The sequence below is a fragment of the Halopenitus salinus genome (genome assembly GCF_042662125.1).
Taxonomy (GTDB): Archaea; Halobacteriota; Halobacteria; order Halobacteriales; family Haloferacaceae; genus Halopenitus; species Halopenitus salinus.
Genome location: NZ_JBHSXL010000002.1, coordinates 1 through 13457, shown reverse-complemented (window position 1 = coordinate 13457; position 13457 = coordinate 1). Strand labels below are relative to the sequence as shown.

The window sequence follows — 13457 nt, the reverse complement described above, 5'->3', positions numbered from 1 at the left end:
ATAGGTGTATAGCCGGTTGAGTATCCGAATCACTATGACACTCCAACCGGGATAGCACCCACATGAAGCGGCGTGCCCTTCTCTTACTCGGTGTGACTTCGCTGTTCGGCGGCTGTCTCGAAATTGGCGAGAACCGGCCACAACCACAGCTCGCATGGATTTGGTTACAGAACGACCGTGAGGAAGAGTACGAAGTTGACGTGGTCGTCGAAGAGGACGGTAAGTCGGTGTTTTCCGAAACGTACCAGTTGGGAGCGACGTCGGATACTGCAAACATCAACGTGGAGGACCCTGTCGATGAGCCAGGTCACTACGTCGTCCGGACCATGATGGATGGCGAAACCCGTGAGGTCGATATAGCCGAGTTCGTTGACGGCGACGAGAACTGCGTCGGAGTTCGATTCTCGTTACTCAACAATGGAAGTGTAGAGTACTGGCCGAAATCCATGCAGCAATGTTAGGTTTGCACTTTTCAGCGACCAGCTGTTTCGGACGAGTATGAGTCTGAAGAGAAGGATTTAAACAGAGCCAAACCCTCGACTCTTCAACCCTGAGAGACGATAATCTCCAAACTTTGTGAAGTTACAAAAGGTGTTACCAGCTACGCCACTATCCAAGAGCGATGGTTATTATGAGTTAGTTTCTCCGGGGAAAGAGGATGTACGACAAGATTTTGCTCTCAACTGACGGGGCGTTGCTTTTGAGGAGGCTGAATCTCACGCAATCGCGGTAGCAGAGGCCAGCCGACTGGCAGAGGTGATTGTACAGTATGCTGACGCCGAAGATATGGATCTACTTGTGCTCGGACGAAACACCGACCGGAAGAATACCGGGCTTTGCTTAGAAGCGTAACCGACCGCGTCCTGCGATTGACGACCCGCCCAGCAACCGTCGTGAAGACGGAAGTCGACGAGTAGCGGAAGAACAGTCAGTAACGGCCGCCGTCAGGCGTGAGTCGAGCACGCCGGCGTTCGAACTCCTCGTCGTCGATTTCGCCACGAGCGTACCGTTCCTGGAGGACAGCGAGTGCGCTATCCTCGGTGGGGCCGTCCGATGACGACCGCGTTGTCAGCCAGTAGACGATGTAGACGGGGAGGGCGATTAGAAGTGCCATCCACAGCAAACCGATCAACATTATCCCCCAGCTCCATATTCCCCACCCGGCCATGTGACCATCATTCCACATCCCGTCATGCCAGTCCCACATAACTGTATCTGGAACAGCAGCATGCGTCAGGGTCATTCCAATGATGACGGCTAGCGTCAGTGCTCCGATGACGATGAGTCCCAGAGAACGAATCCCGCGTGATTGAATTGGATTTTGCATTATTGTACTCCTGAAGAGAGTTCGGCGTGGTTAGCCGAGGATGTATTCGAGGGCGGGGTAGCGCTCGACGAGCGCTTCTCCACCGATCTCGTACTGTTCGATGTACTGGTCGAGCCCGAGGATGCGGCCCGCGGCGAACGCGGCGACCGCGAGGAACACGAGCATGTACGCGAAGTCCCCGTTGATGAACCCGTGGCCCATGTCCCAGTTGCCGAAGTAGAACATGAGCATCATGAGCGCGCCGAAGAACGCCGCGAGGCGGACGAACGCGCCGACGAGCAGGCCCAGTCCGATGAACAGCTCGCCCCACGGGACAGCGACGTTGGCGAATTCGACGAACCACGGCGTCGAGCCCATCCACGCGAACAGGCCCGCGAGCGGGTTCCCGTTGGTCGCCGCGACGTTCGACAGGTAGCCGCCAGCGCCGAACTCGCCGGTGATCTTCGTGAACCCAGAGTACGCGAACGCGTACCCCATCATGAGACGGAGCGCGAGCACGAACCACGCACTGAGACTGTGAACTTTCCCGCCGACGGTCAGGCCGCCGACTCTGCTCTCGAGCTGGTTCATGCCGGAGTCAAGTGTGGACATAGTTATTGCACCTTCAACTATCAGTACGGAGGCAGAGACGATATAGTAGCGAGCCGGCGTTCTGAGTCAGAAAATCGGCGGGCTATATTACGCTCCTGTCGCGAGTAGAGACGTGTGACCGAGGAGTCCGACCCGTCGGAAATCTTCGCTACACTCAACGACGAGTACGCTCGCGACATCCTCGTGGCGACGAAGACCGACCGACTGTCTGCGAAGGAACTCAGCGAGGAATGTGACATGTCACGCCCGACCGTCTCACGCCGTGTCACCCGCCTCGTCGAGCAGGGCCTCCTCGAGGAGTATACGCACGTCGACCCCGGGGGACGACACTACAGCGAGTATGAGGCGCGCCTCGAACGCATCGAAATCCTCCTGCAGGCGGAGGGCTTCGACGTCAACATCGACATCCGGCCTGACCCCGCCGACCGGATTACGACCATCTTCGAGGAAATGCGGGGAGACTGAATCATGGACCACACGCTATTCGTCATCGGCAAACTGTTCACGACCGCGTTAGCACTGGTCATCGCATATCAGGCCTATCGCGGGTACCAACGACATCACACGCAGTTACTCCTGTACGTCGCCGCCGGCTTCGCATTGGTCGGGCTTGGCGGCCTCCTTGTAGGCGTCCTCTTCGAACTCCTCCAGGTGTCGATCTTCGAAGCAGGATTCGTCGCAGCACTCGTCACCGCAGCCGGGATGCTGTCTATCCTCTACGCCCTGTATGCCCCGAATCCATAAGGATTCAGGACGCCCATTCGACAAGCGGCCTCTGCGCGTCGTGCCCGGTTCGAAGCCGCTACTGTTCGGACTCCCCTCGTTCTCGATAGTGTAGCGTCGCAGTGGGAGTTATATCCATATCGGTCGTACCATATCGTATGATTCGAACACTCGTCGGTGTCCTCGGCGCTATCTCAGCGCTGTTCCCGGACGAAATCGTCGAGCTCTTCGAGAAACTCGCGATTTCGAATCCAGACGAGGGAACAGTGAGAGGGTGGATACGTCCAGCAGTCCGGTCGGAGGGTGTTCTGATAGCTGCGCTTTCACTCTTTAACGGGCGAGCATACGCGTTGCTGATGAATCTTACCGGCGTGTTCGGCGCGATAGTCCTCTTATTTCCCGACCTGTATCAGAGATTTGCCACCGCGTTCCTGTACGAGCGTCCAGAGTCGATAGAATGGAACGAGCGATTCCGCTTGGGCATTCGGGCTATCGGCGCACTCTATGTCTTTTTAGCGGCGAAGACGTACAGGGAGCGTCACAACGATACTTGAGCCTTCTCGCTATTGACACCTGGCGCATCCGATGTCTAGTTCGTTACGGCCGCAGGTATCGCTTTGAATCTAAAGTTTGAGCCCCACGATATCAGTATGATCGAAGGGGAAATCCGCTAAAGAGAGGAGGCCGTGTGTATCCCTGTATGACGACGACGATCATCGTGGAAGGCATGACGTGCGGTCACTGTGAGCAGACGGTCGAAGAGGCCCTCGAAGAGGTATCCGGCGTGACTGACGTGACCGTCGACAGGGAGAGCGAACAGGCGAGCGTCGATGGTGAGGCAAATGTCACAGCTCTCGTGGAGGCCGTCGAAGACGCCGGGTACACCGCTTACGCCTGAGAATCGCGCGGACCACTCCGAGACAACGGCCAACCGTTGTCTTTGAAGCTTCGCTACGCTGGTCCTGCTGTACAGTTCAGTGGGGAAGATTCAGGGGGCCAGCGGATCCACCTCTACAGAGAATATGGGCTATGGACGACCACAAAGATACAAATGAGAATCTCCCTGGAGGGGAACACCAGCAGGACGACAGCAGTCACCAGCACGAACACGGCGAGCAGGATGAATCGGACGCCGAGTCGGACGAGCAGCGGGTAGAACAGGACCTACTGGAAGAAGAGGCACACCCTGCTGCGGAGAGTGAGACAGTGCTCGACGAGCAGCACGAGCACGCTGGACACGAGGGCGAAGGACACGACCACGGTTCCCATGAGGGCCACGGTGAGGGGCATGGCGGGATGCACAAGGGCCACGAGCAGATGTTCCGCCGGCGCTTCTTCGTCTCGACGCTCCTGTCGATCCCAGTCCTGCTATACAGCGAAATGCTGCAGGAGTGGCTCGGGTTCTCCGTCCCCGCGTTCCCGGGCAGCGAGTGGATCAACCCCGTCTTCGCGGTCATCGTCTTCGCGTACGGTGGGATGCCGTTCCTCCAGATGGCGGTACCGGAGCTGAAAGATCGGTCGCCGGGGATGATGACGCTCATCTCGATGGCGATCACCGTCGCGTTCGTCTACAGCCTCGCGAGCGTGGTCTTCCCGACGCAGTCGGCGTTCTTCTGGGAACTCGTCACCCTGATCGACATTATGCTGCTGGGGCACTGGATCGAGATGCGGTCGGTGCGACGGGCCTCGAGTGCGGTCGACGAACTGGCGAAGCTGATGCCGGACACCGCCGAGCGGATTACCGACGGCGGCGACACTGAGGAGGTCCCGGTGAGTGAACTCTCCGAGGGCGACCTCGTACTCGTCCGGCCGGGTGCGAGTGTCCCTGCTGACGGCGTCGTCGAAGAGGGAGACTCCGACGTCAACGAGTCCATGATCACGGGCGAATCGAAACCGGTCTCGAAAGACCCCGGCGACGAGGTCATCGGTGGGACGATCAACGGCGACGGCAGCCTCCGCGTGCGCGTCGGTGCGACGGGCGAGGAGACGACGCTCGCGGGAATCATGCGCCTCGTCGAGGAAGCCCAGCAGAGCAAATCCAAGACACAGGTACTGGCCGACAGAGCGGCAGGCTGGCTGTTCTACGTCGCCCTCGCGGCGGCAGTCGTGACAGCAATCGCGTGGACGCTCGCGGTCTCATTCGACGCAACGGTCATCGAGCGCGTCGTCACAGTGCTCGTCATCGCCTGCCCGCACGCACTCGGGCTCGCCATCCCCCTAGTGGTCGCAATCAACACGTCATTGGCGGCTCGCAACGGGATGCTGGTCCGGGACCGTATCGCGATGGAGGAGGCGCGGAACCTGGACGCCATCATCTTCGACAAGACGGGGACGCTCACCGAAGGCGAACACGGCGTCGTCGACATGGCGACCGTCGAGGGCGTGGAAGAAGACGACGCGCTCGCACTGGCGGCGGCTGTCGAGAGTGACTCCGAACACATGATCGCCCGAGCGATCCGCGAGGCCGCCGACGAGCGCGATCTCAGCGCCCCTGATGCGTCCGGCTTCGAGGCGATCAAAGGCCGAGGGGTTCGCGCGAACGTCGACGGAAACGAGGTGTACGTTGGCGGCCCGAACCTGTTGACCCAGCTCGATAGCGAGATCCCCGACCATCTCCAGCGCTTCGCTGACGAGGCCGGACAGAACGCCCAGACAGTGGTGTATCTCGTTCGTGACGGAGAGCTAATTGCCGCCTTCGCGATGGCCGACGTGATCCGCGAGGAGAGTTTCCGCGTCGTCGACGCCCTCCACGATCTGGGTATCGAGGTGGCAATGCTGACAGGGGACTCCCAGGACGTCGCCAACGCCGTCGCCGACGAACTGGGCATTGACACGGTGTTCGCGGAGGTCCTCCCCGAAGACAAGGACGAGAAAGTCCAGGAACTCCAAGACCAGGGGAAGCTCGTGGGGATGGTCGGCGACGGTGTGAACGACGCGCCGGCGCTGACCCGGGCCGACGTCGGTATCGCGATCGGGAGCGGCACCGACGTCGCCGTCCAGTCGGCCGACGTCATCCTCGTCCAGAACAACCCGATGGACGTCGTTCGGCTCGTGAAACTCAGTAAGGCGAGCTACCGGAAGATGCAGGAGAACATCGTCTGGGCGGCCGGCTACAACGTGTTCGCGATTCCGCTCGCAGCAGGCGTCTTGGCACCGATCGGGATTCTGCTGTCTCCCGCCGTGGGCGCGCTCCTGATGTCTCTGAGTACGGTCATCGTCGCCATCAACGCTCAGCTGCTCCGCCGCGTGGACCTGTCCATCCCCGAGCTTCCAAGCGGGACACCAGCGACTGACGCACAACCTGCAGACTGAACCGCTCCCGATCGCTTCGGAGCTTCTTTCAATTGAGTTCGGTTGATGGACAGCAAATGGCGACACTGCGTAATTTCGGTGGGTATCGCTATGCGGTCACCGATTCCACAGTTTTCCCGAGGGGTACGTAGTTTGGTATACACAGACGCTTTCTCTGATGGGCTATATTGTTGCGCCAGCACTAGGTTTATACCGTTAGACGGACTTCTTTCCAATATGAGCCTCGAAGAGACGGTTGACTACCTCGCCGAGGAACTCGACCTCGAGCGAAGTGAACACGTCCGTGAGGTTGGTCAGTCGGTCGCCGAGCTTCGCGACTGATCAAAACATTTCTCTGAAGTCTCGTTCGACCAGTCCGTTCTCCAGATACGTGATGAACTCTTGTTTCGTTGGTCCTTGACGGTCAAGTAGATCGTCCCGTCCTGCTCGTTCGAGAACTGCCTGCGCGAAGTCCGTACAGTGAGATTCGTGCTGCCCAGCATACTCTGTGAGGGCTTCTCGCCAGTGCATATCCAGCTCGAACTCGGCTAATCGGATTTGGATCCCATCTTTCCGTTCGACGAGGTCGACGTCCAGCTCTTCGAGTTGCTTGAAACGGAGGTTGTTTCGGCGGACAGTAATGAGCCGCTTGGAATCGACGATATAGGGATCGACCCACTCTCGCCAGGAATCGTCGTCGACGTGCGTTCGTGGCATCTCAAAATCCGGGTCCACACTCTCAATACAGAACTGCAGCATCGCGATGCCAGTTCGATGATTCGCATTCGGGAGGGAATGTCGGAGGATCAAATTCGACATCACCTCTCCAGCGACGGTCGGAAGCGGTGCTCCCCAGGAGACGTGATCGAGTGCCTGCTGGATCTTTTGCGGTTCGAACTCCTTGTAGAGCCGGAACTCATCCTCATCTCGAACATCGACCGCGGCTTCGAGCAACTCTACTAATCGGAATGCGACAACCTGCCCAGCACGGGGGAGGTCACGAATACGGTCGCTCAGCCATTCCTGATCGAAGTCGACCTCTTGGGCAGATTCGATCTCTGACTCGCCTTCGTAGAGCACATAGACCGGTGTGTCAAAGGGATACCCGATGAGCTTTGTCGACTCGTCGGATTGCTCTCGCTGAGACAGGATCTCTGCCACCGATGCCGAGCTATATTTGAGTGAGAAATTCTCGGCCTGGGGGTGGTGATAGAAGACGAGCCGAGCCATCTTACTGTGGATTCGTGGGAAGTGGGTAAAGCAGTCCCGCTTTTATAATGATTCTACGACGGAGTGGGTGCGTTCACATCTTCTAAATACTGACTTTCCCACTCACGTCGCGCCTCGATTTCCCGTAATCCCCGTTGCGTGACCGTATACACGTTCGTCCGCTTGTCGAGTTCACCCTTCTCCAGCAGTCCTTTATTGACGAGGTCGTCGAGATTCGGATAGAGGCGGCCATGATTGATCTCCTGCTCGTAGTAGTCGTCGAGTTCGTCCTTGATTGCGAGCCCATGTGGTTCCTCGAGCCCGGTGGTTACGTACAAGATATCCCGCTGGAACCCAGTTAGATCGTGCATCTGCCTGTTCCCTATTTTTGAGGGGTGGCATATGTTCTCTCTGGTACTCAGAGGCGAATTCGGCGTGACTGGCCAGGAAGACTACGTGAGAACTTCGAACCTTTATATGGTGGACAGGAGAATTCCGCGATGGAATGTCTGACCTAATCGTCAAAGCAGCCGTGAAGGACGCACTTTCGGACCACAACGTCTCGGCAGATTTCTACGACGCCCTCAACGAAGAGGTCGCCGAACTGCTCGACGACGCCGCGGAGCGTGCTGAGGCCAACGATCGGAAGACGGTCCAGCCCCGCGACCTGTAGGCCTGCGTAACGCAGCCAGCCCAGGCACTCGAACGTAGCTTTTTGAGGTTCCTGTTCAGCATAATTCGAGGTGGAGCCTCCGATCTCAAGGAGCGAGTGTAGCGAACGAGTAGGTCGGAGAGGAAACCGACAAAGGACGACGCAACCGCACGACGGTAGCTACCCGACTCCCAATATTATAAGAACCGCCGAGTGGTAATCTGAAATATGGAGGTGCGTCGAACTGCGCCGGTCAAACTCGTTGTTCCCGATGAGCGGCGCGACGACCTCCACGAATCTGCGCGACAGTTCCTCTACTGTGCGAATCGTGCTGCCGAGTTCTGTTGGGACGACGACTCCTACATGAGCTGCATCACTGCGAACTCAACTGCGCGAGACGCACTCTACCCGGAGCTGCGGGAAGAAACTGATCTCACTGCCAACCTCGTTCAAGAGGCCATCCGACGCGCCGTCCAAGCGACGAAAGGGTGCGTCGAACGATGGAAACAGGGCAAGCGTGTGAGCCAACCGGAGTTCACTTCGTGGAGCATAGTCTACGATAAGCGAAGCGCCACATTCTACCGGAACAAAGTCTCGCTCTCCACCGTCAACGGACGTGTTGAGTGCGACTTTGAACTCCCGGCGGACAGCCCAACGCCCTACGAACAGTACGTTCTCTCAGAGGAGTACGAGTTCCGGGCGAGCACACTGCAATACGACAAGACGACTGACGAGTTCTATTTCCACATCACGACGCGAAAGTACGATGACGACGAGTCCGAGGTTTCGGCAGATACCGGGCACCAAACAGTCCTCGGTATCGACCTCGGCGTCAACAGCCTCGCAGTAGCTTCGACCGGCACGTTCTGGCAGGGCGACGACTACGACCATTGGTGCCGCGAGTTCGAGAAGCGACGTGGCGAGATGCAACGGCGCAGCACGCAGGCCGCACACAACGCCCTGCTTCGCCTTGGAAAGCGAGAAGAAGCCTGGCGGAAGCAGTACATTCACACGGTTGCCAATGAGATCGTTTCGGAAGCCGTCGAACACGACTGCGACGTGATCGTGTTCGAGGGTTTAACCGACATCCGTGAGCGTCTCCCGCAGGCTAAATGGCACCATGTTTGGGCGTTCCGACGCCTGTACGAGTACGTCTCCTACAAGGCACCAGAACAAGGCGTCTCCGTGGAGCAAGTCAAGTCGAACTACACGTCCCAGCGCTGTTCTCGGACGGATTGTGGGTTCACGAACGAAGCGAATCGCCACGGAGAACACTTCGAGTGCCAGAAATGCGGTTACCAGGTGAACGCGGACTACAATGCAGCGAAGAATATCGGGCTACGCTATGCCCGAAAGCAGAAACACAGACTCCGTTCCTCGCCCACGTCGGGGGGCGGAGACGCACCAGTAGACGTGCGTATAAATGGTGGGACGTTGAACGGCGAGAGTCACCAGCCTGTTGCTGGGGATTGATTGCCGGGAGTCCACATCAAAGCCCTACCCTCAAGGACCGAGGCGCAGAGCGCCGAGGGTGTAGGGTAGGGCAGTTTACAAGTTAGGAAACGGAGATGGCGGACGCACCGGATACCGAACGGCAGGCGGTCGAACCCGATTCGAGAGAGGTCCTTAGCGTGTCCCAGCTGAACGACCGGATCGCGTCGGTCGTCCAGGACACACCTGCCCTCAACGGCGTCCGCTGTATCGGAGAGGTCACTGACCTCCACAAGAACAGTACGGCGCTCTACTTCACGCTCACCGACGGCGACGCCGAGCTCCCCTGTATGATCTGGGCGAACCGTTACCGGGAGATGGACGCCGACCTCGAGGACGGGACCGAGGTCATCCTCGAGGGCGATATCGTCTATTGGGTCGAAGGTGGGAAAATCGACCTCAAACCGTGGGAGGTGATCGTCGTCGGCGACGGCGACCAAGCGGCTGCCGTCGAGCGACTGCGAAGCGAACTCGAAGAGCGTGGCTGGTTCGACGACGAGCAGAAACAGCAACCGCCGGCGTTCCCGGAGCGGGTCGGCGTCGTCACGTCCCTTCGAGGAGACGCACGATACGACATCCAGAACGCGATCCACGGACAGGACCCCACCGTCGACATCTTGGTGAAGGACGCAACCGTCCAGGGGTCGAACGCGCCGACGTCCATCGCGAACGGCATTCACCATCTCGACCGCTCGGAGGACGTCGACGCCATCATCGTCGGCCGGGGCGGTGGGAGCGATTCGAACCTCCAGGCCTTCAACACCGAGCGGGTTGCGGAGGCGATCTTCACCGCGAATACCCCGGTGATAACCGCGATTGGACACACCGACGACCGACTCATCGCGGATCAGGTGGCGGACGTCGCGACGATCACGCCGACCGCCGCCGGCGAGTACATCGTGACCTCCCGCCAAGAGTTCCTTGCGAGTGAGATCGAGCCGCTGGAGCAACAGCTCGACGCCGCGTACGAGACCTTCCAGCAGGACCACGCACACGAACAGGAACTCGCCGAAGCAGCCGATGAAGCGACCGCATCCGAGGGCCTCCCACCGATTTACTACAAGGTCGCCATCGCTGTGCTGCTGTTGCTGTTGTTGGTCATCTCCGGGCTTTGGCTGGAGGTGATCTAACCGTGGCAAACGACTCCGAAATCCACGATCGACTGAGTCGCGTCGAGGAGATTATTGAGCAGCTCGACGCGGACGAATGCGACCTCGATGAAGGTACTGCACTCCACGAGGAAGGTGAGGAACTCCTGGCTGAGGTTCGAGAGATTCTCGACGAGGGGAGCGGCGAAGTTGTGGAGCTCGAGTAAGCGAGCTGGCGCTCATTCTTAACCAACAAGCTCCGCACATTAAGCGCCAGTGTTGGTTAAGTTTTTCTACGAGGTCAACAAGTAATTTGATTCTATTCAAACCCCGATTGTATTTTGAGAAAGCATTTCCAGACTTGATTTTAGAACTACTAATTTACTTCAAAAACATAACTAAATATATATCGGGTTTATTCGGAATATACATAACCACCCTCCCGATGTTTCTCTCATGGATATCCACAGAATCGGTATATATCCATCTCGATACGCATGATCTTGCTTAATCGTGCACTCCTAAGTGGTGTGAGTGAACGTATGGGGTATCGATCCCCTCGCAGTTGCGACTCCGTTCTCGAATACCGATCCCGAGCGGGATGTGGAAGTTCGGTTGGTCCATTACTGCTCACATTTTCGTGTGACAAGATCTCACGTTTCGAGCATTCAAACACAGGAAAATGACTCAAAACGACGATAATACAACGGGTGAAGTAGACTCCTCGAAGGAGATATCTCGCGACCAATCTAGTCAGTGGTCTAGCATTGGACGCCAGATCGTCATGGTAAGTGTGCTGTTGAGTATTGTTGCGGTCCAACCGGTTGCAGCTCAAGAGACCGCAGTATGCAACGCTGAACGTCTCCCTGACATGATTGAGGGGTTCTTTCAGCTTACCACGGGTCTTGGAATCATTGGCTTAGCGATCGTCTGGCAGGCAGACGCGCTCATTGAGATGTTCACGTTGGATGCTGAACACAAAAAGCGCCTCGAGCGTCACAAGCGATCTGCGATCAAATCCGTGATCGTTCTCCTGGCGTTAGGACCGCTCTACACTGTTGCCGGTTCGATGATGGGACTCCCGCTTGCCGAGTGCGTCAACCTCGTTCCGTGGTGACCGGCGACGACACACGTTCACCATGTCCCGGTCAACCCTTTCGATTATTCTGGCGAGCGTCGTAGTTGCGACTGTTCTCTCGGGAGTCGTGCTTGCGAAACCTCCCGGCTCTGGGTCCGAGCGTAATGGACTGACTGCGGATGAGGTCTCAACCCTCTGGTCGCGAGATTCTGATGAGGATCAAGATGGGGGAACTTCCGTAGCGCAACTCGCAAGTGGTACAGATATCACGTTCAAGCAACCGCCCCAGACAGCGGCAACGTGGAGTGAACATGACTTCGACGATCTCGAGGCTGGCGATATCGATCTGTCAGTCTATCCGCCATCGGCCTCCCGAGAGGATGGATCGTACATCAAGGACGCCCATGCGACGATCTTTGGTGTCCATCCGTCCACTCGTGGTCACCTGGAAGAACGACGAGCGCCCCTCTATATCGCTCCTGCGGGCACCCTCCGCGGATTTGTCGATTATCGGATCGACGTCCCCAGAACGCGTTCGTGGGGCGATACGCTCGTTTACTGGACGCTTCTGTCACACGATATCGAGCGAGTTAGCGTGAAATTAGACGGCGCAACTGTCGCATCCGTCGATGGAACCCACACGCCGTCGATCGCGTATGAACTCGACGGGAGTGGTCCGAGCACGCTGACGGTCGACGCCGAGATTCGCACACGGTTGCGAAAAACCGTCGTCGATACGGAAGGCTCCTTACACGAGTACGAGTTCAGCTATCACTACGAAACCGTCCACGTTTCTGATTCATTCGATGTGGAGGTGTACACGCTCGATCCATCGGTTCGAGCTGCGCACTATCCAAATGGGGATTCCGGCGCCGTCATCACCCAGACGCAACCATGGCACGGCGTTCACTTCTCCGGAACAGCCGGCCACGTGCGTGGCGTCTGGCGGTACTATACTGCTCGTGATACGGACTGGGATACGCTTGTTCGATCGACGGCGTCACAGCATGAGGAGGTCCCGTCGGATGCCCATCCCGTCTACGTGCATGCGTATCCGTCGGCGATCGGCCCACGGAGTGAACCAGTTCGAGATGGACCGACGATCATCGACACGTGGGGTATCGATAGAGGCTCTCCGAACAGTATCGGTCCCAACATCACGGTCGATGCCGTCGACGGCGTCTACACGGATTCGACGAGTATCGCGACGCGAACGGCCAGTTCCGACCTGGACCATATCGAAATCCGTGGGCTCGTTCGTGGCGAATCGACGCTCGTTCCGAGACGTGCATTTGACACTGATCGGGAACTCCGGCAGAGCGATCTCTCCGTTACGACGCTTCGTCACAATGCGACGGCGACGACGGTCCAGATCGAACTTACTGAGCAATCATCCGGTTCGCCAATCGCGCTTCACGAGACGTCTCGATCCGGTGCTGGTCGTGGCTCCGATCGAAGTGGATATGTCGCCGTCGGCGATCGCCGAGTCAAAACGAACGAATCAGGGATGGTGGTCGTAACTGTTGAGGATCCCGGAATCCACACGATTCGGTATCACCCTGGGTCGTGGCTCACGCACGATCCCGCATACGTGGGCGAGACGACGACCCTGCGGTTTCATCCGCTCGCATCCGTTGATGGGGTCGTGGCGTTTCTCATCGAGGTCACGTGGCAACTCCTCCCATTCGTCGTCATGTTCTATGCCGGCCATCGGGTATTGAGCCAATTTGGACTGCACAACAGGTGATCCATGGCTTGTAGAAAACTATCAGCAGACGAAACGGACTGTGCAGTGTTATCTAGTAGCGTGTCGCAGCCGATCTGCGTCGTCTCACAGAGATATCTCCGTCACGCTTCGGTTACACCAACTGGAGGTCTTGAGACATGGTCGATTTAATCGACGTGGTTCTGGAGGGCGCCAAGGACGTCGTCGATTGGGTGACGGACGTGTTTATGGAGGGTGTCCACACCGGATATGACACCCTTTCAGTGGAGCTCTTCGGCACT

Annotated in this window: 16 protein-coding genes and 2 pseudogenes; 14 read left to right on the top strand and 4 right to left on the bottom strand. The window is 57.9% G+C overall.

The features are described from left to right. Window positions 1-62: 62 nt before the first annotated feature. Together ACFQE9_RS01225 and ACFQE9_RS01220 are read left to right on the top strand one after the other, a co-directional pair. Complete coding sequence (locus ACFQE9_RS01225; protein WP_004594588.1) at window positions 63-461, top strand: hypothetical protein; 399 nt, start codon at window positions 63-65, stop codon at window positions 459-461. A 283-nt stretch (window positions 462-744) separates the two neighbouring features. Continuing rightward, window positions 745-917 (top strand): annotated as a pseudogene (locus tag ACFQE9_RS01220) (universal stress protein); the annotation flags it as partial. An 11-nt stretch (window positions 918-928) separates the two neighbouring features. Here the strand turns inward: ACFQE9_RS01220 and ACFQE9_RS01215 are convergent. Continuing rightward, on the bottom strand, window positions 929-1327 hold the full coding sequence (locus ACFQE9_RS01215; RefSeq protein WP_049909614.1) for an SHOCT domain-containing protein: 399 nt from the start codon (window positions 1325-1327) through the stop codon (window positions 929-931). Between the two features lie 30 nt (window positions 1328-1357). Beyond that, window positions 1358-1918: a DoxX family protein gene (locus ACFQE9_RS01210; protein WP_004594586.1), complete on the bottom strand. Its 561-nt coding sequence runs from the start codon at window positions 1916-1918 to the stop codon at window positions 1358-1360. Between the two features lie 114 nt (window positions 1919-2032). Here ACFQE9_RS01210 and ACFQE9_RS01205 point away from each other — a divergent pair, with 114 nt between their 5' ends. The 5 genes from ACFQE9_RS01205 to ACFQE9_RS01185 all read left to right on the top strand — a co-directional run bounded on the left by ACFQE9_RS01205 (window position 2033) and on the right by ACFQE9_RS01185 (window position 5953). Next, window positions 2033-2383, top strand: coding sequence for an ArsR/SmtB family transcription factor (locus ACFQE9_RS01205; protein ID WP_004594585.1), 351 nt, complete (start codon window positions 2033-2035; stop codon window positions 2381-2383). Window positions 2384-2386: 3 nt separating this feature from the next. Beyond that, window positions 2387-2662: a DUF7521 family protein gene (locus ACFQE9_RS01200; RefSeq protein WP_379739254.1), complete on the top strand. Its 276-nt coding sequence runs from the start codon at window positions 2387-2389 to the stop codon at window positions 2660-2662. Window positions 2663-2799: 137 nt separating this feature from the next. Next, a complete protein-coding gene (locus tag ACFQE9_RS01195; protein ID WP_004594583.1) occupies window positions 2800-3195 on the top strand; it encodes a hypothetical protein in 396 nt (131 codons plus the stop codon). 146 nt (window positions 3196-3341) lie between these two features. Further along, entirely contained in the window at window positions 3342-3539 is a 198-nt protein-coding gene (locus ACFQE9_RS01190) for a heavy-metal-associated domain-containing protein (RefSeq protein ID WP_004594582.1), read from the top strand. A gap of 131 nt (window positions 3540-3670) precedes the next feature. Beyond that, on the top strand, window positions 3671-5953 hold the full coding sequence (locus ACFQE9_RS01185) for a copper-translocating P-type ATPase (RefSeq protein WP_379739249.1): 2283 nt from the start codon (window positions 3671-3673) through the stop codon (window positions 5951-5953). Window positions 5954-6274: 321 nt separating this feature from the next. On the opposite strand, the gene ACFQE9_RS01180 is transcribed toward ACFQE9_RS01185, so the two are convergent. Then, complete coding sequence (locus ACFQE9_RS01180; RefSeq protein WP_379739246.1) at window positions 6275-7162, bottom strand: DUF8172 family protein; 888 nt, start codon at window positions 7160-7162, stop codon at window positions 6275-6277. A 53-nt stretch (window positions 7163-7215) separates the two neighbouring features. Next, window positions 7216-7512 carry a PadR family transcriptional regulator gene (locus tag ACFQE9_RS01175; RefSeq protein ID WP_006183479.1) on the bottom strand — a complete coding sequence of 99 codons (297 nt, stop codon included), beginning with the start codon at window positions 7510-7512 and terminating at the stop codon, window positions 7216-7218. A gap of 134 nt (window positions 7513-7646) precedes the next feature. Here ACFQE9_RS01175 and ACFQE9_RS01170 point away from each other — a divergent pair, with 134 nt between their 5' ends. From ACFQE9_RS01170 to ACFQE9_RS15185, 7 genes and pseudogenes are all read left to right on the top strand, one after another. Then, on the top strand, window positions 7647-7814 hold the full coding sequence (locus tag ACFQE9_RS01170; RefSeq protein WP_004048632.1) for a DNA-binding protein: 168 nt from the start codon (window positions 7647-7649) through the stop codon (window positions 7812-7814). Between the two features lie 207 nt (window positions 7815-8021). Then, the gene (locus tag ACFQE9_RS01165; RefSeq protein WP_379739242.1) at window positions 8022-9266 is read left to right on the top strand and encodes an RNA-guided endonuclease InsQ/TnpB family protein; all 1245 of its coding nucleotides are present in this window, start codon (window positions 8022-8024) and stop codon (window positions 9264-9266) included. A gap of 95 nt (window positions 9267-9361) precedes the next feature. Continuing rightward, window positions 9362-10414, top strand: a complete 1053-nt coding sequence (gene xseA, locus ACFQE9_RS01160; RefSeq protein ID WP_379739239.1) for an exodeoxyribonuclease VII large subunit — start codon at window positions 9362-9364, stop codon at window positions 10412-10414. A 2-nt stretch (window positions 10415-10416) separates the two neighbouring features. Next, window positions 10417-10599: an exodeoxyribonuclease VII small subunit gene (xseB, locus tag ACFQE9_RS01155; protein ID WP_135822919.1), complete on the top strand. Its 183-nt coding sequence runs from the start codon at window positions 10417-10419 to the stop codon at window positions 10597-10599. Window positions 10600-11054: 455 nt separating this feature from the next. After that, on the top strand, window positions 11055-11489 hold the full coding sequence (locus ACFQE9_RS01150; RefSeq protein WP_379739236.1) for a hypothetical protein: 435 nt from the start codon (window positions 11055-11057) through the stop codon (window positions 11487-11489). Between the two features lie 22 nt (window positions 11490-11511). Beyond that, window positions 11512-13197 carry a DUF8186 domain-containing protein gene (locus ACFQE9_RS01145; RefSeq protein WP_379739233.1) on the top strand — a complete coding sequence of 562 codons (1686 nt, stop codon included), beginning with the start codon at window positions 11512-11514 and terminating at the stop codon, window positions 13195-13197. Between the two features lie 137 nt (window positions 13198-13334). Then, window positions 13335-13457, top strand: a pseudogene (locus ACFQE9_RS15185) (hypothetical protein); the annotation flags it as partial.

Bases quoted from the DNA above. Each gene is read 5' to 3' on its own strand.
- ACFQE9_RS01225 (WP_004594588.1), top strand. From the start codon at position 63: ATGAAGCGGCGTGCCCTTCTCTTACTCGGTGTGACTTCGCTGTTCGGC.
- ACFQE9_RS01215 (WP_049909614.1), bottom strand. From the start codon at position 1,327: ATGCAAAATCCAATTCAATCACGCGGGATTCGTTCTCTGGGACTCATC.
- ACFQE9_RS01210 (WP_004594586.1), bottom strand. From the start codon at position 1,918: ATGTCCACACTTGACTCCGGCATGAACCAGCTCGAGAGCAGAGTCGGC.
- ACFQE9_RS01200 (WP_379739254.1), top strand. From the start codon at position 2,387: ATGGACCACACGCTATTCGTCATCGGCAAACTGTTCACGACCGCGTTA.
- ACFQE9_RS01195 (WP_004594583.1), top strand. From the start codon at position 2,800: ATGATTCGAACACTCGTCGGTGTCCTCGGCGCTATCTCAGCGCTGTTC.
- ACFQE9_RS01190 (WP_004594582.1), top strand. From the start codon at position 3,342: ATGACGACGACGATCATCGTGGAAGGCATGACGTGCGGTCACTGTGAG.
- ACFQE9_RS01185 (WP_379739249.1), top strand. From the start codon at position 3,671: ATGGACGACCACAAAGATACAAATGAGAATCTCCCTGGAGGGGAACAC.
- ACFQE9_RS01180 (WP_379739246.1), bottom strand. From the start codon at position 7,162: ATGGCTCGGCTCGTCTTCTATCACCACCCCCAGGCCGAGAATTTCTCA.
- ACFQE9_RS01175 (WP_006183479.1), bottom strand. From the start codon at position 7,512: ATGCACGATCTAACTGGGTTCCAGCGGGATATCTTGTACGTAACCACC.
- ACFQE9_RS01170 (WP_004048632.1), top strand. From the start codon at position 7,647: ATGTCTGACCTAATCGTCAAAGCAGCCGTGAAGGACGCACTTTCGGAC.
- ACFQE9_RS01165 (WP_379739242.1), top strand. From the start codon at position 8,022: ATGGAGGTGCGTCGAACTGCGCCGGTCAAACTCGTTGTTCCCGATGAG.
- xseA (WP_379739239.1), top strand. From the start codon at position 9,362: ATGGCGGACGCACCGGATACCGAACGGCAGGCGGTCGAACCCGATTCG.
- ACFQE9_RS01150 (WP_379739236.1), top strand. From the start codon at position 11,055: ATGACTCAAAACGACGATAATACAACGGGTGAAGTAGACTCCTCGAAG.
- ACFQE9_RS01145 (WP_379739233.1), top strand. From the start codon at position 11,512: ATGTCCCGGTCAACCCTTTCGATTATTCTGGCGAGCGTCGTAGTTGCG.